Source organism: Zhongshania aquimaris, assembly GCF_019312595.1.
GTDB lineage: Bacteria > Pseudomonadota > Gammaproteobacteria > Pseudomonadales > Spongiibacteraceae > Spongiibacter > Spongiibacter aquimaris.
Genome location: NZ_JAHWDQ010000009.1, coordinates 34,176 through 55,310, shown reverse-complemented (window position 1 = coordinate 55,310; position 21,135 = coordinate 34,176). Strand labels below are relative to the sequence as shown.

Here is a 21,135-nt window from a genome sequence, read left to right as displayed (position 1 = left end):
GCAGCCAACGCGGAGACTTACAAACCATTATGATGAATAAACCAGGCCGCACCGGCCCCGCCCGTATTTTGGACGCATCGAAATATTCACTCAAGGGCTTGCGAGCAGCCTGGCGCCACGAAGAAGCCTTTCGACAGGAAAGCACGCTCGCGCTCATCATGCTGCCTGCCGCGCTGTGGCTAGGCACTAACGCCAGCCAGCGCTCGATTTTAATTGCCACCGTGGTAATTGTCGTTATCGTTGAGCTTATCAACTCCGCGATTGAAGCGGTGGTCGACCGCATTGGTACCGATCACCATCCCCTGTCAGGCCAAGCAAAGGACATTGGCTCCGCTGCCGTCATGCTGAGCCTGTTACTTTGCATAAGCTGCTGGGGAATGATCGCCGCCGAGCGGTTTTTATAAACAAATAATTAGCCACATAGCAGTAGCAGGGCTTGACAATGGCTCGCCAAACGCGAATAATTCCCGGCCTAAATTTTCAGCACTAGGTTTCAAGGAGTTATAAGGGTGGCGAATTCTCCACAAGCTAAAAAACGCGCACGCCAGGCGGAAAAAAGTCGTACGCATAACGCCAGCCTGCGCTCAATGGTACGTACATACCTGAAGAAAGTACTGGCTGCTATCGCTTCTGGCGACCAAGAAGCGGCAAAGACTGCGTACGTATCTGCAGTTTCCGTTATCGACCGCATGGCCGATAAAGGCATTCTTCACAAAAACAAAGCAGCTCGTCACAAGAGCCGCTTGAACAGCAAAATTAAAGCAATGGGCGCTGCTGCGTAATTAACTGCTTTTGTTTTGCCAATAAAAAACCCGCCTTGAGCGGGTTTTTTATTGCATGTTATTTACACATTGACCAATCAGCCACTCACCACCAGATTATCGCGGTGAATCAACTCGGGCTCGCCAACAAAGCCGAGCAACTCAACAATCTTGCCACTCGACTTACCAGCTAAGCGTCGCGCATCATCAGCACAGTAGTTTACCAATCCGCGCGCCACCTCATTCCCCTGACCATCAACACACTTAACAAGGTCGCCACGAGAAAATTGCCCAGTAACCGCCACTACCCCCACGGGTAATAAGCTGCGCCCCTGCTGGCGCAATACGCGTACAGCACCATCATCAATCTGCACCGAACCCCGTAACTGCAACTGCCCCGCCAGCCATTTTTTACGCGCGGTAATCGGTGGCTCTTTTGATAACAATAATGTACCTAAGTCTTCCGCCTCAAAAATACGATCCAACACCCGATCTTCGCGACCGCCCACGATAACGGTATTCGCCCCAGAACGGGATGCCAAACGTGCCGCGCGCAGCTTGGTTAGCATTCCACCACGGCCCAGCATACCAGCTGCACCACCCACCATTACATCTAGCGAGCGATCTTCTACTGAAGCCTCAGAGATTAACTTCGCATTCGGATTTGAGCGGGGATCCTCCTCGAACAAGCCGCGCTGATCCGTCAATATAACCAAGGTATCGGCGTCAATTAAATTCGCAACGAGTGCAGCCAGGGTATCGTTGTCACCAAAGCGAATCTCGTCGGTGACAACCGTATCGTTTTCATTAACAACCGGCACGACACCTAAATCCAGCAAGGTGAGCAAGGTACTGCGCGCATTCAAATAACGATCACGCGCGGAAATATCATCATGTCCCAGCAAGATTTGTGCAGTTTGCAAACCGTGAGTACGAAATCGCGTTTCGTAGGCGTGCACCAAACCCATCTGCCCAACAGCCGCCGCAGCCTGCAATTTATGCAAATTATCGGGGCGCTCACGCCAACCCAAACGCGTCATACCCTCGGCAACAGCACCCGACGAAACCAAAACCACTTCACGACCCGACGCCCTGAGCGCCGCCAACTGCGAAACCCAAGCGTCGAGGCCTTCGGCATAAAGACCGCGACCATCATTGGTAAGCAGTGCCGAGCCAATTTTGACCACCACACGCTTACACGTTTTTAGCGCCCGCCTATTCTCAGACAAGATCACAGCACCTCAAGGACGATAGATAACTTCAACATCGTGATCATCATCTTCATCGTCGTCATCATAGTCTTCGTCATCACCAGCGGCACGGCGCTCTGAGCGACGTTGATCCGCCAGCGCCTGAATACGCTCGCGCGCCTCAGCCTGCATGGCATCCTGTATATCTCGCTCACGCTCGGCAGCCTCAGTGTCGGTAGCCAGCAATTCAGCCTGCTCTTCGACAAACTGCAATACATCCTGACACAGCGCCTTAGTATTCTCGCCCGTCAAGGCTGACACGCGATAAACCGGCCCAGTCCAACCCAGCGCATCAACCACTTCTTGGCAGCGCGCATCGCGCTCATCATCCGGCAGCATATCGAGCTTATTCAATACCAACCAGCGCTCGCGCCCGGCCAGGGTCGGACTAAAGCGCGACAACTCCTTAGAGATAATCGCAACCGACTCCTGCGGCGTAACACCATCATAGGGCGCCATATCCACCAAGTGCAAAAGCAAACGAGTGCGGGTTAAGTGCTTAAGAAACCTAATGCCAAGCCCAGCGCCATCTGACGCCCCTTCAACCAAGCCCGGAATATCGGCCAAAACAAAACTGCGATGCTGCTGCACCCGCACCACGCCCAAATTGGGCACCAAGGTCGTAAACGGATAGTCCGCCACCTTGGGCTTGGCCGCCGACACGGCGCGAATAAAGGTGGATTTGCCCGCGTTTGGCATACCCAGCAGGCCAACATCAGCCAAAACTTTAAGCTCTAAACGCAGGTTTCGGATTTCACCATCACTGCCGCGGGTAAACTGCCTCGGCGACCGGTTAGTACTCGACTTAAACCGCGTATTACCCAAGCCGTGAAAACCACCCTGAACAACCTTCAAAAGATCGCCAGCCGCCACTAAGTCGCCGAGCACCTCTTGGGTGTCCTCATCGACAACAGTAGTACCCACCGGCACATTCAAAATTAAATCTTCTGCACTTTTACCGCGACAATTAGCGCCGCGACCCGGCTCTCCAACCCTGGCGTTGTATGCTTTAACAAAACGAAAATCAACCAAGGTGTTCATTGACGCCTCAGCGCGCAAAATGACGCTGCCACCATCGCCACCATCACCGCCATCTGGACCACCCCAGGGGATAAATTTCTCGCGACGAAAGCTCATGCAGCCATTGCCACCTCGCCCCGCCTCAACCCTGATTACCGCCTCATCAACAAACTTCATGACTATGCCAACCTACAAAAGGAATATGCTTAAAACCTATCTACAGAAACAAAAAAGCCCCGTCAACAGACGAGGCTTTAAACGTCACGAAGAGGGCTTAGGCCGCAACAATACTAATATACTTGCGACTCTTTGGACCTTTAACTTCAAACTTCACCACGCCGTCTGCCTTTGCAAACAAAGTGTGGTCGGTGCCGCAACCTACGTTTTCACCAGCGTGAAAGCGAGTGCCGCGCTGACGAACAATAATGCTGCCCGCGCTAACAGTTTGACCACCAAAACGTTTTACACCTAGACGCTTACTCTGCGAGTCGCGTCCGTTACGAGTACTACCACCAGCTTTCTTGTGAGCCATGAGTCTCTCCTAATTCCTTAAGCACTGATACCAGTGATTTTCACTTCGGTGAACCACTGACGGTGACCAGCTTGTTTCATGCTGTGCTTCCGACGGCGAAACTTAACAATTTTCACCTTGGCGTGACGACCTTGCGAAATAACTTCCGCAGTCACTTTGCCACCTTCAACGTAAGGTGCGCCAATCTTCAATTCTTCACCGGCCTTAACCATCAACACTTTGTCGAAGGTTACGCTTTCGCCAGTGGCAACTTCAATTTTTTCTAGCTTGAGGGTCTCACCCTCAATCACACGGTGTTGCTTACCACCACTTTCAATAACTGCGTACATGGGCATAATCTCCAAGAGCCTGCTTGCAATAATTTGTTTCGGCCGAGCGCTTTACACTAAGTGCATCACGCCGGGACAAGTCCAGGCACCGTCACCACCACTTAACCATTAAGGGGCCGCACGGTTTTGCTTTCAGGGGCGCGAATTGTACGCAGTATCGCAAAAATAAACAACACCCCTAAAACCCTTTAATGTAGAAACCTTGACAGCTCGCAGCTGCGCTCATACGATGCCAACCGACTCCGCCAGACGTATCGTCGTAACCATGCAACAGATCCGCCAGATCGTTGACAGCGAATTTGCCGCGGTCAACGAATTTATCATCGAACAACTGCACTCCAACGTGCCCCTCGTAGAAAACATCGGCCACTATATCGTCGATGCGGGAGGAAAGCGGCTGCGCCCCTTGCTCACCCTGCTCTGCGCTGGCGCCATTGGCAATATTGAACAGCGACACATACATTTAGCGGCGGTCATTGAGTTTATTCACACCGCCACCCTTCTGCACGATGACGTTGTCGACATCTCTGCCCTGCGTCGCGGACGACCCACCGCCAATGCCAACTGGGGCAACGCCCCCAGCGTCCTGGTCGGTGACTTTCTGTACTCACGTGCTTTTCAGATTCTGGTTGAGATCGGCAACCTACCGCTGATGGGCTTGCTTTCCGGCACAACTAACACCGTCGCCGAGGGCGAAGTCTTACAGCTTAGTCGCGCAGGCAATGCAGACACCAGCGAAGCAACCTACTTTGAGGTTATTCGCTGCAAAACCGCCGTGCTATTTGGGGCTGCCTGCGGTGGCGCTGCAATCATCAGCCAAACAGACCAGCATCAAAGCGCACTTTATGATTACGGCTTAAATCTCGGCATCGCCTTCCAGCTCATCGACGACATTCTCGACTATGAAGGCGACCCGGAAGAAACTGGCAAAAATATCGGCGACGACCTCGCCGAGGGCAAACCCACCCTGCCGCTAATTTATGTGTTGCAACATGGCAACGAACAGCAGCAAGCGCTGGTTCACAATGCCATTAGCAATAAGACTGCGGAACAACTCGACGAGATCGTCGAAGCCGTCACCTCCTGTGGCGCACTTGCTTACTGCCGGGCGGCTGCAGAACGCTATACCGAAGCCGCATTAGCAGCACTAGCGCCGATTAACGACTCACCCTATCGCCGCGCGCTGGAAAAACTCACCACTATCGCCCTTTCAAGACGCAGCTAAAAGCCTCAACGGATTACAATTCATGCCCGAAGCCGCTACAATTCAAGGGCTTTGCCGGTATGGAGAGGCCGGCCCCACTAAACGGATATTTAAAAGGAAATGCTGTGAGCACCACGCCACAACACGGAGCCAGATCGCGCTACGACGCCGAGATCAGATCAACCCTACAAAACATTGCTCAAAACAGCATCACAACCTCGTTAAGTCAACGCTTCAATGAAGATGCCGACCGCGCAGCGCGTTATAGTGCCGACGTTGGGCCCTTATTTGTTGATTACTCAAAGCAACATATCGACAAAGACATCCTTGCCGCGCTCTGCACCTTGGCGCGGGACACCAGTGTACCAGAGCAATTCGCCGCCCTAAGAGCCGGAGCCCATCTCAACAACACCGAGGATCGGGCAACAAACTACCCCAGCTTGCGCCGCTGGGCGGTCGACGGCAAAAGCAGCGACCACGCTACTGATGCAATGTATAGCAGCATGGCGAAACTCGTCGCCGCCGTGCACAGCGGCGAACTAACTGGCACCACCGGCAAGGCATTCACCGACGTGGTCAATATCGGCATCGGCGGCTCTGACTTCGGGCCCCGATTAATATGCGACGCCCTTGCAAATCAAGGCGACGGTATTCTCAAGGCCCATTTTGCCGCCAATATAGACCCGAGCGTCATCACCGAAATTTTAGCAACAGTACCCGCGGAAACCACCCTGTTTATTGTGGCATCCAAATCCTTTGGCACCCAAGAAACACGCAGCAACGCCAATGCCGCCCGCGCCTGGTTATCCTCCACACTGAATTGCAAAAATGTCGACCAGCACTTTGTCGCCGTAACCTCAAAACCTAGCGCCGCCAAAAACTTCGGTATCAAAGAAGAGCTGATACTTTGCACCCCGGAATGGGTAGGCGGCCGCTTCTCCCTTTGGTCAAGCTTCGGCTTAGCAGTGGCACTGTGCTTCGGCATGGATAATTTCCGCACCATGTTGCAAGGCGGCCATGCAATAGACCTTCACGTTGAACACACGCCACTAGAAGATAACGTTCCTGTTATTCTCGGCCTCCTGGATGTTTGGTATCGCAACGCATGGGGCATCAGCTCACAAGCCGTATTACCCTATGAGCACCATCTAAAATTATTGCCAATTTATCTCCAGCAATTATTTATGGAAAGTGCAGGCAAATCAGTAAGTCGAGATGGTGAGGTACTTAAGTACGGCACAGGCGGTGTCATTTGGGGAACCGAGGGTACCAATGGTCAGCACTCGTTTCACCAGCTGCTGCACCAGGGTAGCGACACCATTCCCTGCGACTTTATTGCCAGCCTTCGCACTTACAACCCTGTTGGCGAACAGCATCAAAATCTTATTGCCAACTGTTTCAGTCAAAGCCTAGTTCTGATGAAAGGCCAGAGCGCGACGGAAATTCAACAAACCCTAATTGACGAAGGAATGCCATCTGACGAAGCAGGACAATTAGCACAGCACAAGGCCATGTTAGGCAATCGCCCAAGCACCACCATATTAATGCGACAGCTGGACGCGCGCGCGCTGGGCGCCTTAATTGCGCTATATGAGTACCGTTTGTTCACCGCCAGCTTTGTTTGGGGCATTAACCCCTTTGATCAGTGGGGAGTGGAACTCGGCAAGCAAATAAGCCAGACCCTAATGGGTGCACTGTCAGGGGACGACGTCAGCTCCTTGGATAGCTCAACCACACAACTAATAGCGCGATATCAAGAAGCGCAAAAAACATAAAAATACAGATATAAAAAAAGCGCCATTAGGCGCTTTTTTTATATCTATAGAATACCCGTATTACAACATAGCTAACAGCTCAACAGTCTTAGCCTCCATCAACGCAAAATCACCATCACTTTCCACATTCAAACGCACAACAGGCTCAGTGTTAGACATCCGAACATTAAAGCGCCAGCCCTCAAAACTCATACTCAAGCCGTCAGTGAAATCCACCGCCGCCGCACTGGGTTTATATTTCTCTTCGATCAGTGCAATAACCGCTTTTGCATCCTCAACTTCGCGATTGATTTCACCACTGCAGGGGAATAGCGCAACGCGCTCCTCAACCAGCGAAGACAAGCTCGCCGACTTCACCGACATCAATTGAGTCACCAGCAACCACGGAATCATTCCGCTGTCGCAATAAGCAAAATCACGGAAATAATGATGCGCACTCATCTCGCCACCGTAGACGGCATTCTCAATGCGCATACGCTCTTTGATAAAAGCGTGACCCGTTTTACACTGCACCGCTTTGCCGCCTGCCTCTTCGACAATGGCGATGGTATTCCAGGTTAAACGCGGATCATGAACAATATTCGCACCCGGATTTTTCAGCAAAAACGCTTCAGCCAACAAGCCAACAACGTAATAGCCTTCTATAAAGTCACCGGTCTCGTCAAAGAAGAAACAGCGATCAAAATCGCCATCCCACGCAACGCCTAAATCAGCGCCATGCGCTTTAATCGCATCAATACTTGGCTGGCGATTTTCCACCAATAGCGGGTTTGGCACACCATTCGGGAAGTTGCCATCAGCCTCGTGATGCACACGAATAAATTCGAAGGGCAGATGCTTTTCCAATAAATCCACAACACGTCCAGCACCACCATTACCTGCGTTCACTACAACTTTTAAAGGCTTTAAGGAAGCGACATCCACATAGCCAAGCAAATGCTCGACATAAGCTGCTGACGTATCTAAAGGCTGTAATGTACCGCGTTTTTCTGGGGTAGCGAATTCATTTTTCTCAGCGAGCTTTTTAATATCAAACAGGCCGGTGTCGCCGCTGATTGGCTTAGACTCTTCACGCACAAACTTCATGCCGTTGTAGTCTTTAGGGTTATGGCTAGCGGTAACCGCAATACCGCCATCCATACCGGCATGCGCCGTCGCAAAATAAATTTCTTCGGTGCCACATAAACCGATGTCATAGACATCGACACCAGCATCCAGCAAACCATTTGTCAGCGCTGCCTTAATTGCCTCGCTGCTAAGACGAATATCATGCCCCACCACGACCTTCTTTGGCTGGATAACTTCAGCAAAAGCGCGGCCTATGCGATAGGCGATATCTTCATTTAACTGATCAGGAATACGACCGCGGACGTCATACGCTTTAAAACACGTTATTTCGCTACTACTCACGCGGAACCCTCGGCATAAATATTTTCATAAACATAGTTAGTTGCCTCGATGAAACCAGGCACGCTGCCGCAGTCGAAACGCTTGCCGCGGAATTTATATGCCAAGACACAACCGTTTTGCGCCTGCGTCATCAACGCATCCGTCAACTGCACTTCACCATTTTTACCCGGCGGAGTATTGCGCAAAATATCGAAAATATCAGGTGTAAGGATATAACGGCCAATGACCGCCATATTGGTTGGGGCGTCCTCTGGCTTAGGCTTTTCAACCATTGTGCTGACACGATACAAACCGTCGCCCATTTCTTCGCCAGCGATAACACCGTATTTCTCAATGTCTTCCATCGGTACTTCTTGAATAGCAACGATGCTGCAGCGAAATTGGTTGTAGAGCTTTACCATCTGCGCCATGACGCCTTCGTCGTCATGATTAAGACATAAGTCATCAGACAAGATTACACCAAAAGCTTCGTCACCGATCAGGCACTCACCCGTCAAAATCGCGTGCCCCAAGCCCTTCATCTGACGCTGACGCGTCATCATAAACGTGCCTTTTTCAAGCACATTGCGAATGCAATCCAGGTAACGCTCTTTACTGGTACCTGCGATCTGATTTTCTAGCTCATAGCTAATATCGAAGTGGTCTGCAATGGCGCGCTTGCCGCGACCAGTAACCAAGGCAATTTCTTTCAGGCCCGCCTCAATGGCCTCTTCAACGCCATATTGCACCAAAGGCTTATTCACTATGGGCAACATTTCTTTAGGCATCGATTTGGTAGCAGGCAGAAAGCGCGTACCATAACCTGCAACGGGGAACAGACATTTTCTAATCATAATATTTCCTTTAACACCTTCCGGACATTGGGCCGGCTCCTTTTAACTGCATGTAAACTGGCCGCTATTTTCCATGTAGCGCCTTTACTTAGCAAGAACCGCTCTTTTACTGACTAATCATGACAGGGGTATGACAGCAATGTTCGCGCCAATGTTGACATTTTTATGTGCCATCGAAATCCTTCGTGCTAAGATGGCCGCAACATTTTCAAGCTGATAATTTTGCCTCATGTCTTTAATTCATCAAAATAGCTTTACCAAACAAGAACTCATCGACTGCGGGAACGGCACGCTTTTTGGCCCCGGCAACCCAAAGCTCCCCGTCAACAATATGTTGATGGTGGATCGTATCACAAACATTAGTACCGAGGGCGGCACCTACGGCAAGGGTGTGCTGGTCGCCGAGCTAGATATAAATCCGGATTTATGGTTTTTCGACTGTCACTTTGTCGGCGACCCTGTTATGCCTGGCTGCCTTGGACTTGACGCCATGTGGCAGCTGGTTGGCTTCTACTTAGGCTGGCGTGGCAATAGTGGTAAAGGCCGCGCACTAGGTGCTGGTGAAGTTAAATTCACCGGACAAATTCTGCCGGACGCCAAGCTGGTCACCTACACCCTTAACTACAAACGCTTGATCGAGCGAAAACTGGTCCTCGGCATTGCCGATGGCGAAGTTGCTGTTGACGGTAAAGTGATATACACCGCAAAAGACCTGCGCGTCGGCTTGTTTAAAGACGACGCAAGCTTCGAGTAGTATTCATAAACTTTTAATTTAACAAATTCATCACACGATATAAGACGAGGTATTCGATGAAACGTGTTGTCGTCACTGGCATGGGGATTGTTTCGAGCATCGGTAACAATCTAGCCGAAGTATTGAGCTCACTACAGGAAGGCAAGTCAGGTATTGCGTTCAACGAAACCTATAAAGAAATGGGCTTTCGCAGCCACGTTTCTGGCTCCATCAAAAATCTGGATCTGAAATCTCTTATCGACCGCAAGCAATTCCGGTTTATGGGTGATGCTGCGGCCTATGCCTACCTTTCAATGCAGGAAGCCATCGCCGATTCAGGCCTGGAAGAGCACGACGTCAGCAATGTTCGCACCGGCATTATCGCTGGCTCCGGCGGCGCCTCATCAGAGAATTTGATTGACTCTGCCGACACGCTGCGCGAGCGCGGCGTAAAGCGCATTGGGCCCTATCGTGTCACGCAAACCATGGGCAGCACCGTGTCGGCCTGCCTAGCAACACCATTCAAAATTAAAGGTGTGAACTACTCAATTTCATCCGCCTGCGCCACCAGTGCACACTGCATTGGCAACGCGATGGAGCTTATTCAGCTAGGCAAGCAAGACATCATATTTGCTGGCGGTGGCGAAGAAGAACATTGGTCACTGAGCTGCCTGTTCGACGCGATGGGCGCATTGTCCACTAAGTACAACGACACCCCCGAAAGCGCTTCACGCCCCTATGATGCAAACCGCGACGGCTTTGTTATTGCGGGTGGCGCAGGCATGGTCGTACTTGAAGAGCTCGAGCACGCCAAAGCACGCGGTGCGAAAATTTACGGAGAGCTAGTTGGTTATGGCGCAACGTCTGACGGCTATGACATGGTCGCACCGAGCGGCGAAGGCGCAGCGCGCTGTATGCACCAAGCGTTAATGACAGTAGATAGTGACGTTGACTATATCAACTCGCACGGCACTTCAACGCCTGCCGGAGACATGCAGGAACTAAAAGCGGTAAAACAAGCTTATGAAGGCAAAAAGATTCCTGCGATTGGTTCAACCAAGTCGCTGGCAGGTCATTCCCTAGGCGCAACCGGCGTTCAGGAAGCGATCTTCTCATTACTTATGATGAAACATAACTTTATTGCCGCGTCTGCCAACATCGAAACCCTGGACGACGAAGCGGCAGGCGTACCGATCGTGCTGAAAAAGCAAGAAAACGTGACGCTAAATACCGTTATGTCCAATAGCTTTGGCTTTGGCGGCACAAACGCCAGCTTAGTGTTTAAGCGCTATACTGCTTAACATTATGAAGGCCTGCGGTGAAACCATTTCACTGCAGGCCCACTAATACAGCTACGTTAAATCCCGCAGAAAAATCACCTCGACGCGATCACCTCGCTGCAAGGTACAACCAATCGGAATCACCGCTAAAGCATTGCACCATGACACTGACGTTAACGCGCCGGAACTCTGCTGCGGATGAATATCGACCTGAAGACCATTATCACCGGGTGTCACTCTAGCGCGAAGATACTCTTGACGGCTGCCCGCCTTAGGCCAGTCAAAATTGGCCTGCGCAGGCCATTGCGGCGCAGTAGCCTCGGTCAAACCCTGCATCGCCAATAAATACGGCCTGACTAGCAGGCAAAATGTCACAAAGCTAGAGACGGGATTTCCAGGCAGGCCAAAAAATGGCACATTCGCCAAGCGGCCATATGCCAGCGGTTTACCGGGTTTTATTGCCAGTTTCCAAAGCTGCAGCGAGCCCAACGCTTCAACCTGTGCCTTGACATGATCCTCTTCGCCTACGGACACACCGCCGCTACTTATCACCACGTCTGCACTATCGCGGGCCTTAATCAACGCGGCCCTAGTAGTAGTGGGATCGTCAGCAACAATACCCAGATCCACAAGCTCACAACCTAAAGCGCGAATCATTGCCGCCAGCATCGGTCGATTAGAGTTATAGATTTGCCCTGGCGCTAGTGACTCACCCGGTTCACACAATTCGTCACCGGTGGACATTAACGCGACTCGGATCGTCGAGCTAACCCGGAGCTGAGACACACCCAGTGAAGCCAGCAAACCTAAGTCCGCGGGCTGAAGTCGATGGCCAGCTTTTAACAACAACTGCCCTGAGGTAATGTCTTGTCCACAGGGGCGAATATGCTGACCTTTGCTAGCCGCGGCACTCACTGTTACAAAGCCATCAACTTGCTCGCAGTCCTCCTGCGCAATCACGGTATCGGCGCCAGCCGGAATAAACGCACCAGTAAAAATTCTCGCCGCAGTACCCAGCTTTAATGGTTCACCAATCGCCCCAGCAGGGATTCGCTGACTTAGCGGTAATGGCTCGCCTAGAATCAGATCGACATGGCGCAGCGCATAGCCATCCATGGCACTATTATCAGCTGGCGGAACATTGCTTTCTGCATACACATCGTCTGCTAACACTGCGCCCAAGCATTGGGCCAAAACCCGATCCTCAGAGCACCATTTCTGTGCATCCGCCAAAAGATGGTGCAAAGTGTCGTCGACCGAGCGCAACCCCACAATCAAGCCCCTGAATCGCGACGAGTTTTTATCACCCCAACAAAGTTGCAGGGACGGTGCCGGCTATCAAGCTGCTCATTAATAAGGCCTTGCCAGGCGGTCTTACACGCACCGGTAGATCCGGGAACACAAAAAATGACCGTGTTATTCGCCAAACCTGCCAACGCCCGCGACTGAATAGTAGAAGAGCCGATCTCTTGTAAAGACAGCGCGCGGAAAACTTCACCAAAACCGTCAATTTGCTTATCGAATAAAACCGATACCGCCTCAGGGGTAGAGTCCCGGCCAGAAAAACCAGTGCCGCCAGTTACCAATACCGCCTGTATATCAGAGCGGTATATCCAATCTGACATCACCGCGCGAATTTGATAAATATCGTCTTTGACTATTTGCTTAGCGGCCAGCTCATGACCTGCCGCTGTCAGAGCGTCAACTAAAAATCGGCCGGACGTGTCGCTATCTTCATTACGCGTGTCAGATACGGTAAGAACAGCCACCGCCAGTGCTACAAAACCGTTGTCACTACTCATTTGGTGACCTCCTCACAAATTGCTCTCACCATCCGGGGAAGATAAGCCCGCCACGGCAATTGCTTAATGCCAAAGTCCTGCAAAATTTGATCGCAAGACAATACCGGTGCATCAGGCTGCCAGGTGATACCCTCATCGTCTGCGGCAATATCGGCGACCGGCGCGACAAACTGAGAAGCAAATGCACAGACCACTTCGGCAAACTCATAAGCGCTAGCTGAACCGCTGCTATTGTAATGATAGACACCACGACATGAGGCGCCACAACTTAATTGGTCGACAATGCCAGATACTACTCGCGCCAGATCTGATACCGGGGTCGGGCAGCTCGTCACAGAATCATTCAAGGTCAAAACGCTACCGCCACGCATCGTGACCAAACAATCGCCCAGAAAATTACCTTCTTGCGCCGCAATTAATGGCCCGGTCCTTAAAACCAAGCCTTGCCCTGCGACGTCGGCAACTAAACTCTCATACTCAGCTAACTGTCTCCCCACAACACTGCCCGCATTTTTCTGATCGCTCTCGACGTATTCATGTTTCCGCTCAGAAAAGCCATCAAAAACTCTGCCATCACTGAGAAACACGTAGGGAACATCCATTGCCAGACAGGATTGAAGTACTTTTCTGCGCGCATCTAGCAAGCGAGCATGATCTGCTTCGGCCACACCATCGCTAAGCTGAAAAGACACCAGCGCATCGCTATCAATGACTATTGAATTTCGCAGCAACGCGGTATCAAATGCCTGCAAGTCGTCGACTGAAACCTGCGCGAAGGGGCGCCCCCGCGAACCTAGCTGGCTGCAAATCGCGTCACTCAAGGCGCTAGGGCTGGAAATTAAAACTACATTCACAGAAACATTCACATGTTGTTAGAGGGACGGTAGCGAGAGTGACACGCATACCTTAAACATTTAATTGCAAACAACATTACTCAAAGCCCCAGCGGTCTGCAAGGTATTAGCGGCCTACCGAGCATTAAGTCCCAACAAAAACGCCCTATCTTTAATAGGGCGTTTCGCTGCGTGATTATCGCAATGGCATCGAAAAAATAAGCGCTGTCTAGAACGGGATATCATCATCAAAATCATCAAAGCCACCTGCTGGCGGAGCGCTTTGCGCTGGCGCCTGACTCTGCGGCGGAGGCGCGCGACGCGGTGCAGGTGATGCCTGTGCCGGCGCTTGTGACGAATAACCACCATCGCTGTAGTTGTTGTCACCACCGGCACCGCCGCGACTATCGAGCATTTGCATTTCTGCCGCCACAATTTCAGTGGTGTATTGGTCAACACCCTCTTTGTTCTGCCACTTACGAGTACGCAAAGAGCCCTCAAGATAAATCTTAGAGCCTTTCTTTAAATACTCACCGGCAATCTCTGCGAGGCGGTTAAAAAACACGACCCGGTGCCACTCTGTGCGCTCTTGTGGCTGACCGCTTTGCTTGTCTTTCCATGTCTCGCTCGTTGCCACTGTCACATTAGTAACCGCGCCGCCAGATGGCATATAACGGGTTTCAGGATCCTGGCCCAGATTCCCCACCAGAATTACTTTATTCACTCCACGCGCCATGCGCCACCTCCTATTATTTCTATCACCGCGACTACTGCCGTCGCAAAAATTAACTATACCGGATTCTAGCGCTATTAGCTGCTGAGGCGTATTCCCTCAGGCAAAGAAGCCGGGTCGAACTCCAAGCCAACCCGTAAATAGGCTAGCTGCTCACTTTCAAGTATGGTGATATCAACCGCACCCGGCAAAAGAAGAAGCTCTTGACGTAGCGTGGCGGAATCCCATGCGCCGAACTGCCAATATAAAACCACATTCTCAGATTTAGCCGGAACCGTCATACCCCAAGCGACAAACAACCAAACCCCAGCGAGTATTGCCGCGCCAACAAATAATGCCGTCACGCCCCAGCGCCCAAACAGTCCGCCACCGAGGGCGCCACCGCAAAAAGCGCCAAAAAACTGGAATGTCGAGTAGACTCCCATTGCCGTACCCTTTCCACCTGGATAAACCGTTTTACTAACTAAGGAAGGTAATGAGGCTTCAAGCAAATTAAATGCGACAAAGAAGATGGTAATCATCAATACCAAATACCAATAATCTTTGGCTAGCCATGTCGCTGCAAACAACACGAGCATGATTGCAGAAATCGCAGACAAAAATATCTGCTTCATGCGACCATATTTTTCAGCGCAAATAATCAACGGCACCATGCCGATAAATGCTAACACCATCACCGGCAAATACATTTTCCAATGATCGCTGCGCGCCAAGCCCTTATCTTCAAGCAAGCTCGGCACCGCCACAAATATAGCCATCAGCACCGCGTGCAATGTGAAAATTCCGAGGTTTAAGCGCATCAAATTACTGTCGCGCAAACAGCGCCCAAGCAAGCCACTTAGCGATTGGCTATCTGCATCTAAGCCACTACTAATATTTGGTGTCGGCACCAGCCACAAGGTTATAACGACACCAATCACCGCCAGCAATGAAGTGAGCAAAAATAGCCCAGACACGCCGAATGATGCGGCTACAAGAGGCCCCAGCACCATCGCCACAGCAAAAGAAACACCAATACTGCCACCAATCGCCGCCATCGCTTTGGTGCGATGTTGTTCGCGAGTAAGGTCGGCAAGCAATGCGGTCAGCGTGCTCGCAATTGCCCCAGTACCCTGCAGCAAGCGCCCAAAGATTACGGTGACAATATTATCGGCACTTGCAGCGACGATTCCACCCGCAGCAAACAGAAGCAGCCCAGCAATAATAACCGGTTTGCGCCCGATTCGATCCGACAGCATGCCGAGCGGCACTTGCAGCGCCGCCTGCCCCAAGCCGTAAATTCCTAAGGCCAACCCTACGAGTACCGGCGTGCTGTGATTGTACTCGCTCGCGTACAAACTTAAGACCGGTAAAAGCATGAACAAGCCGAGCATTCGAAACGCATACAATGTCGCCAGTGAAGCGACTGAACGACGCTCGGCTGCGCTCATCGTGTGATGACTCAAAGGAGGGATCCTAAATACGAGAATAAATAAACGCCGATTCTAACAGCTAAACCCCATATGAAAAACCGCTATCAAAAAAGCGTAGCTTATTTTGCGCCCGACTCCACCGTCACCGTATAATGTCGAGTTTACCGGCTGGGAATTACTATGGATCGGATTATCGTTCGCGGTGCCCGCACCCACAATTTAAAAAACATAGACCTCGACATTCCCCGCGACAAACTAGTGGTGATTACAGGCTTATCTGGCTCAGGTAAATCGTCACTCGCCTTTGACACGCTGTACGCCGAGGGCCAACGCCGCTACGTGGAGTCACTTTCAACCTACGCGCGACAATTTTTGTCGATGATGGAAAAACCTGACGTCGACCACATTGAAGGTTTATCGCCAGCAATATCGATAGAGCAAAAATCTACCTCCCACAACCCGCGCTCAACAGTCGGCACCATCACTGAAATTTACGACTATCTGCGCCTGCTATTTGCACGCGCGGGCGAACCACGCTGCCCAGATCACAACACCGCGCTGTCCGCACAAACCGTGAGTCAAATGGTTGATACCGTGCTGGCCTTGCCAGAGGGCAGCAAGATGATGCTGCTCGCACCCGTTATTCAAAATCGCAAAGGTGAACATTTACATACCTTTGAAAAATTGCGCAGCCAAGGTTTTGTCCGCGCACGCGTGAACGGCATCGTCACTGATTTAGATGATCTGCCCAGCCTAGATAAAAACAAAAAGCATTCTATTGAAGTTGTAGTCGACCGATTTAAAGTTCGCGATGACATCGGCCAGCGCCTAGCTGAATCGTTTGAAACCGCCCTAGAGTTAACCGACGGCGTTGCACGCGTTGCCGACATGGACAACGACAGCGTAGCGGAGTTAGTGTTTTCCTCTAAATTCGCCTGCCCACATTGTGGCTATAGCCTAGCTGAGCTAGAGCCTAGACTATTTTCTTTCAACAGTCCGCTCGGCGCTTGCAGCAGCTGCGACGGACTTGGCGTTAAGCAATTTTTTGACGCAAGCCGGATTATTCAACACCCCGAGGCGAGCTTATCGACTGGGGCAATTCGCGGCTGGGATCGCCGCAGTGTTTACTACTTTCATATGCTAACGTCACTTGCTGAGCACTATGGCTTCGATGTCGATGCGCCCTTCGAATCTCTCAGTGACGAACACCGCAAGAAAATACTCTTCGGCAGCGATGCCGAGGAAATCAGCTTCACTTATATCAATGAGCGCGGCGACAACTTCCAGCGCAAACACCCCTTCGAGGGCGTGATTCCAAATATGGACCGGCGCTATAAAGACACCGAGTCCCAAACTGTTCGCGAAGAGCTCAGTAAATTCCTGAATACTCAGCCGTGCCCTGACTGCTCTGGCACGCGTCTAAGAAAGGAAGCCCGCAACGTTTTCATTTTAGACAATACCCTTCCAGAAATTGCAGCAATGCCGGTTGGCGCCGCGCGCGAATATTTTACATCCCTGACGCTGCAGGGGCGGCGCGCCCAAATTGCAGAAAAAATATTAAAAGAAATAAATGATCGCCTGCGCTTTTTAGTCGACGTTGGACTGAATTACTTAACACTTGACCGCAGTGCTGACACATTGTCTGGCGGCGAAGCACAGCGAATTCGCCTTGCCAGTCAAATTGGTGCAGGCCTTGTCGGCGTCATGTATATTCTTGATGAGCCATCTATTGGCCTCCATCAACGCGACAACGAACGCTTGCTGAAAACCCTCAGACATCTTCGCGATATCGGCAATACGGTCATCGTGGTTGAACATGATGAAGACGCAATTCGAACTGCAGACCACATCATCGATATTGGTCCCGGCGCCGGCGTTCATGGTGGCCGAGTTATCGCTCAAGGCAAAATCGAAGATATCTTAAACAATTCGGAATCACTCACCGGGCAGTATCTGTCGGGTAAAAAGGCCATCGCCATACCCGAAAAACGACATCCATTTAATCCGAAAAAGATACTTCAAATTAAAGCCGCGAACGGCAACAACTTACAGAATGTTGACCTGACGCTGCCACTGGGATTAATGACGTGCATTACTGGTGTTTCCGGTTCGGGAAAATCCACACTGATCAACCACACACTATACCCAGTAGCAGCAACAGAGCTAAATGGCGCTACGACACTAACACCTGCTGCACACGAATCGATAACCGGCTTAAACCAAGTCGACAAATGTATCGACATCGACCAGAGTCCAATTGGTCGGACCCCGCGCTCCAATCCAGCGACCTACACCGGCATTTTCACTCCCATTAGGGAGCTTTTCGCAGGTACCCAAGAAGCCCGCTCACGCGGCTACAAAGTCGGCCGCTTTAGTTTCAATGTCAAAGGCGGGCGCTGTGAAGCCTGCCAAGGTGATGGTGTTACTAAGGTAGAGATGCATTTCCTACCCGACATCTACGTAGCCTGCGAAGTGTGCCGAAGTCAGCGCTATAATCGCGAAACTCTTGAAATTACCTATAAAAACAAAAACATCCATGAAGTCTTGGAAATGACGGTAGAAGATGCCAATGACTTTTTTGAAAATGTCCCGAGCATCAGCAAGAAATTACAAACTTTAATGGATGTTGGTCTTAGTTATATTCGTTTAGGACAAGCTGCAACTACCTTGTCAGGTGGCGAGGCACAGCGCGTAAAACTAGCCCGAGAACTATCCAAACGAGACACAGGTAAGACGCTCTATATACTCGATGAGCCAACTACGGGTTTACACTTTGAAGACATACAGTTATTGCTAACCGTATTGCACCGTTTACGTGATCACGGCAATACCGTTGTCGTCATAGAACATAATCTAGATGTCATAAAAACGGCAGATTGGATTGTAGATCTCGGCCCAGAAGGCGGTAGTGGTGGCGGTCAGATCATCGCTGAGGGAACACCTGAGGATGTCGCTGCAATGCCGCAATCATACACCGGCCACTTCTTAGCTGAGGTACTGAAACTGACAGCGCAAAGAAAAGGCGCCGCCGGGAATTAATTCCCAGCGTTAATTTTACGCAAAAAATGAAGCCAAAAAAAAGCCGGCTAATTAGCCGGCTTTTTAAACACTTTTACTTACTCGTCATCAGCTTCTTCAATCACCGGACGATCAACCAACTCTACATAAGCCATTGGTGCTTTATCGCCAGAGCGCAGGCCGCATTTCATAATACGGATATAGCCACCTGGACGACCCTCATAGCGAGGCCCCAGATCGGTGAAGAGTTTACCAACTGCTGAATCGCTGCGCAGACGCGCAAACGCAAGACGGCGATTGGCAACGCTATCTACCTTAGAAAGCGTAATCAAAGGCTCTGCGTAGCCACGCAGTTCTTTGGCTTTAGGTAGGGTTGTTTTAATCAGTTCGTGCTCAACCAAAGACGCCGTCATGTTGCGGAACATCGCTTTACGATGAGAGCTATTACGGTTTAATTGACGGCCACTATGACGATGACGCATGGCTTTTTCCTTTAATAAACGTTGCTATCTCAGCAAAAAATATTCGAAAGCTCTCGTATGCTTACGCGAGAACTCGGTCGTCGTTTCTAAGACTTGCTGGCGGCCAGTTGTCTAGGCGCAAACCTAAAGACAAACCACGTGACGCCAATACGTCTTTAATTTCTGTCAGCGACTTTTTACCAAGGTTTGGCGTCTTAAGAAGCTCAACTTCTGTCCGTTGCACCAAGTCACCGATGTAGTAGATATTCTCTGCTTTTAAGCAGTTAGCTGAGCGTACAGTCAATTCAAGATCATCAACCGGGCGCAGCAGAATTGGATCCACTTCGTTTTCTTCACGTGAAGGCTCGTTCTCGCCTTCGCTTTCCAGATCAACAAACACCGCCAGCTGCTGCTGTAGAATGGTTGCTGCGCGACGAATCGCTTCTTCAGGATCGATAGTACCGTTGGTTTCTAAGTCCAAAACCAACTTATCGAGGTCGGTACGCTGCTCAACACGCGCGCTTTCTACCACATAACTTACGCGGCTAATCGGGCTGTAACTTGCATCCAACTGCAGACGGCCAATTGAGCGCGTCTCTTCGTCGGCGTTATCGCGTGAATCAGCAGGTACATACCCGCGACCCCGAGCGATGGTAAGGCGCATGTTAATTTCGCCGTCATCGTTCAAGTTAGCAATAACGTGGTCGGTGTTGACGATTTCAATTTCATGATCTGTTTGAATATCGCCAGCAGTAACTACACCTGGACCCTTTTTATTAAGAACCAAGGTGGCTTGATCTTTACCGTGCATAATGACAGCAACTTCTTTCAGGTTAAGCAGGATCTCAATGACATCCTCCTGCACACCTTCCATTGCACTGTACTCATGCAGAACACCGTCAATCTCAACTTCAGTTACCGCACAACCCGGCATCGAAGAAAGTAAAATACGGCGCAAAGCATTACCCAAGGTGTGACCAAATCCACGCTCTAGTGGCTCAAGGGTCACCTTCGCACGCGTCTGGCCAAGCTCTTCAACCTGGATAACACGTGGAGTTAGAAATTCATTGACAGCACTTTGCATAGGTCACCTGTAGTGATTTGTCCGGAGTTTAACTTACTTCGAGTAAAGCTCAACGATAAGCTGTTCGTTGATTTCTGAAGACAAGTCGCTACGATCTGGAACGCTTTTGAAAACGCCTTCCATCTTGGTCGCATTTACGTCAATCCATGCACAGTCGCCGCGCTGAGCAGCTAAAGTGATTGCAGACTGAATACGCAGTTGCGCTTTCGCTTTCTCACGAACACTAACAACATCACCAGCTTGTACTTGGTAAGACGGTACGTTTACAGTCTTGCCATTTACCAATACTGATTTATGTGACACCAACTGGCGCGCTTCAGCACGAGTAGAGCCAAAACCAATACGGTAAACTACGTTATCTAACCGGCTTTCTAAAAGCTGAAGCAGGTTCTCACCTGTCGCGCCCTTACGGCGAGCAGCTTTTGTATAGTAAGCGCGGAATTGCTTTTCTAGTACGCCGTACATGCGACGAACTTTTTGCTTTTCACGTAACTGAACACCGTAGTCAGAAAGACGACCACGACGCGCACCGTGCATACCGGGTGCGGTTTCTGCTTTACACTTAGAATCCAGCGGACGAACACCACTTTTCAGGAACAGGTCGGTACCTTCCCGTCTGGATAATTTACAGCTTGGGCCTAAATATCTAGCCATTTTCTGTATTC

At 50.7% G+C, this 21,135-nt stretch carries 21 protein-coding genes; 7 read left to right on the top strand and 14 right to left on the bottom strand.

The window, feature by feature from the left end; genetic code table 11:
• Positions 1-29: 29 nt before the first annotated feature.
• Complete coding sequence (locus tag KXJ70_RS19080; protein ID WP_439655084.1) at positions 30-404, top strand: diacylglycerol kinase; 375 nt, start codon at positions 30-32, stop codon at positions 402-404.
• A 105-nt stretch (positions 405-509) separates the two neighbouring features.
• A complete protein-coding gene (gene rpsT, locus KXJ70_RS19075) occupies positions 510-782 on the top strand; it encodes a 30S ribosomal protein S20 (protein ID WP_219045132.1) in 273 nt (90 codons plus the stop codon).
• 77 nt (positions 783-859) lie between these two features.
• On the opposite strand, the gene proB is transcribed toward rpsT, so the two are convergent.
• From proB to rplU, 4 genes are all read right to left on the bottom strand, one after another.
• Positions 860-1,990, bottom strand: a complete 1,131-nt coding sequence (gene proB / locus KXJ70_RS19070; protein ID WP_219045131.1) for a glutamate 5-kinase — start codon at positions 1,988-1,990, stop codon at positions 860-862.
• A 12-nt stretch (positions 1,991-2,002) separates the two neighbouring features.
• A complete protein-coding gene (gene cgtA, locus KXJ70_RS19065; protein WP_219045130.1) occupies positions 2,003-3,208 on the bottom strand; it encodes an Obg family GTPase CgtA in 1,206 nt (401 codons plus the stop codon).
• Between the two features lie 97 nt (positions 3,209-3,305).
• Positions 3,306-3,563, bottom strand: coding sequence for a 50S ribosomal protein L27 (gene rpmA / locus KXJ70_RS19060; RefSeq protein WP_103684220.1), 258 nt, complete (start codon positions 3,561-3,563; stop codon positions 3,306-3,308).
• Between the two features lie 17 nt (positions 3,564-3,580).
• A complete protein-coding gene (rplU, locus tag KXJ70_RS19055; protein ID WP_123183200.1) occupies positions 3,581-3,892 on the bottom strand; it encodes a 50S ribosomal protein L21 in 312 nt (103 codons plus the stop codon).
• 265 nt (positions 3,893-4,157) lie between these two features.
• Here rplU and KXJ70_RS19050 point away from each other — a divergent pair, with 265 nt between their 5' ends.
• A complete protein-coding gene (locus KXJ70_RS19050) occupies positions 4,158-5,117 on the top strand; it encodes a polyprenyl synthetase family protein (protein WP_219045129.1) in 960 nt (319 codons plus the stop codon).
• 104 nt (positions 5,118-5,221) lie between these two features.
• Positions 5,222-6,871: a glucose-6-phosphate isomerase gene (gene pgi / locus KXJ70_RS19045; RefSeq protein WP_219045128.1), complete on the top strand. Its 1,650-nt coding sequence runs from the start codon at positions 5,222-5,224 to the stop codon at positions 6,869-6,871.
• A 60-nt stretch (positions 6,872-6,931) separates the two neighbouring features.
• On the opposite strand, the gene KXJ70_RS19040 is transcribed toward pgi, so the two are convergent.
• Positions 6,932-8,281: a phosphohexomutase domain-containing protein gene (locus KXJ70_RS19040; protein WP_219045127.1), complete on the bottom strand. Its 1,350-nt coding sequence runs from the start codon at positions 8,279-8,281 to the stop codon at positions 6,932-6,934.
• Positions 8,278-9,114, bottom strand: coding sequence for a UTP--glucose-1-phosphate uridylyltransferase GalU (galU, locus tag KXJ70_RS19035; protein WP_219045126.1), 837 nt, complete (start codon positions 9,112-9,114; stop codon positions 8,278-8,280). Before galU ends, KXJ70_RS19040 begins: the two co-directional genes overlap by 4 nt.
• 229 nt (positions 9,115-9,343) lie before the next feature.
• On the opposite strand from galU, the gene fabA reads away from it, so the two are divergent.
• Entirely contained in the window at positions 9,344-9,868 is a 525-nt protein-coding gene (gene fabA, locus KXJ70_RS19030; RefSeq protein WP_219045125.1) for a bifunctional 3-hydroxydecanoyl-ACP dehydratase/trans-2-decenoyl-ACP isomerase, read from the top strand.
• A gap of 56 nt (positions 9,869-9,924) precedes the next feature.
• A complete protein-coding gene (gene fabB, locus KXJ70_RS19025) occupies positions 9,925-11,148 on the top strand; it encodes a beta-ketoacyl-ACP synthase I (RefSeq protein ID WP_219045124.1) in 1,224 nt (407 codons plus the stop codon).
• Positions 11,149-11,199: 51 nt separating this feature from the next.
• On the opposite strand, the gene KXJ70_RS19020 is transcribed toward fabB, so the two are convergent.
• From KXJ70_RS19020 to KXJ70_RS19000, 5 genes are all read right to left on the bottom strand, one after another.
• The gene (locus KXJ70_RS19020; protein ID WP_219045123.1) at positions 11,200-12,399 is read right to left on the bottom strand and encodes a molybdopterin molybdotransferase MoeA; all 1,200 of its coding nucleotides are present in this window, start codon (positions 12,397-12,399) and stop codon (positions 11,200-11,202) included.
• A 2-nt stretch (positions 12,400-12,401) separates the two neighbouring features.
• Positions 12,402-12,929, bottom strand: a complete 528-nt coding sequence (moaB, locus tag KXJ70_RS19015; protein ID WP_219045122.1) for a molybdenum cofactor biosynthesis protein B — start codon at positions 12,927-12,929, stop codon at positions 12,402-12,404.
• Positions 12,926-13,783 (bottom strand): sugar nucleotide-binding protein, encoded by an 858-nt coding sequence (locus KXJ70_RS19010; protein WP_219045121.1) that lies wholly within the window; start codon positions 13,781-13,783, stop codon positions 12,926-12,928. The genes moaB and KXJ70_RS19010 overlap by 4 nt, the downstream gene beginning before the upstream one ends.
• 208 nt (positions 13,784-13,991) lie before the next feature.
• On the bottom strand, positions 13,992-14,498 hold the full coding sequence (gene ssb, locus KXJ70_RS19005; RefSeq protein ID WP_219045120.1) for a single-stranded DNA-binding protein: 507 nt from the start codon (positions 14,496-14,498) through the stop codon (positions 13,992-13,994).
• Positions 14,499-14,572: 74 nt separating this feature from the next.
• Entirely contained in the window at positions 14,573-15,940 is a 1,368-nt protein-coding gene (locus KXJ70_RS19000) for an MFS transporter (protein ID WP_255558586.1), read from the bottom strand.
• 147 nt (positions 15,941-16,087) lie between these two features.
• Between KXJ70_RS19000 and uvrA the strand changes: the two genes are divergently transcribed.
• A complete protein-coding gene (uvrA, locus tag KXJ70_RS18995; protein WP_219045119.1) occupies positions 16,088-18,946 on the top strand; it encodes an excinuclease ABC subunit UvrA in 2,859 nt (952 codons plus the stop codon).
• A 77-nt stretch (positions 18,947-19,023) separates the two neighbouring features.
• Here uvrA and rplQ read toward each other — a convergent pair whose 3' ends face one another.
• The 3 genes from rplQ to rpsD form a co-directional block, all read right to left on the bottom strand.
• On the bottom strand, positions 19,024-19,407 hold the full coding sequence (gene rplQ, locus KXJ70_RS18990; RefSeq protein WP_219045118.1) for a 50S ribosomal protein L17: 384 nt from the start codon (positions 19,405-19,407) through the stop codon (positions 19,024-19,026).
• Positions 19,408-19,468: 61 nt separating this feature from the next.
• Positions 19,469-20,470: a DNA-directed RNA polymerase subunit alpha gene (locus tag KXJ70_RS18985; protein WP_219045117.1), complete on the bottom strand. Its 1,002-nt coding sequence runs from the start codon at positions 20,468-20,470 to the stop codon at positions 19,469-19,471.
• A gap of 33 nt (positions 20,471-20,503) precedes the next feature.
• Positions 20,504-21,124, bottom strand: a complete 621-nt coding sequence (gene rpsD, locus KXJ70_RS18980) for a 30S ribosomal protein S4 (protein WP_219045116.1) — start codon at positions 21,122-21,124, stop codon at positions 20,504-20,506.
• Between the last annotated feature and the right edge of the window lie 11 nt (positions 21,125-21,135).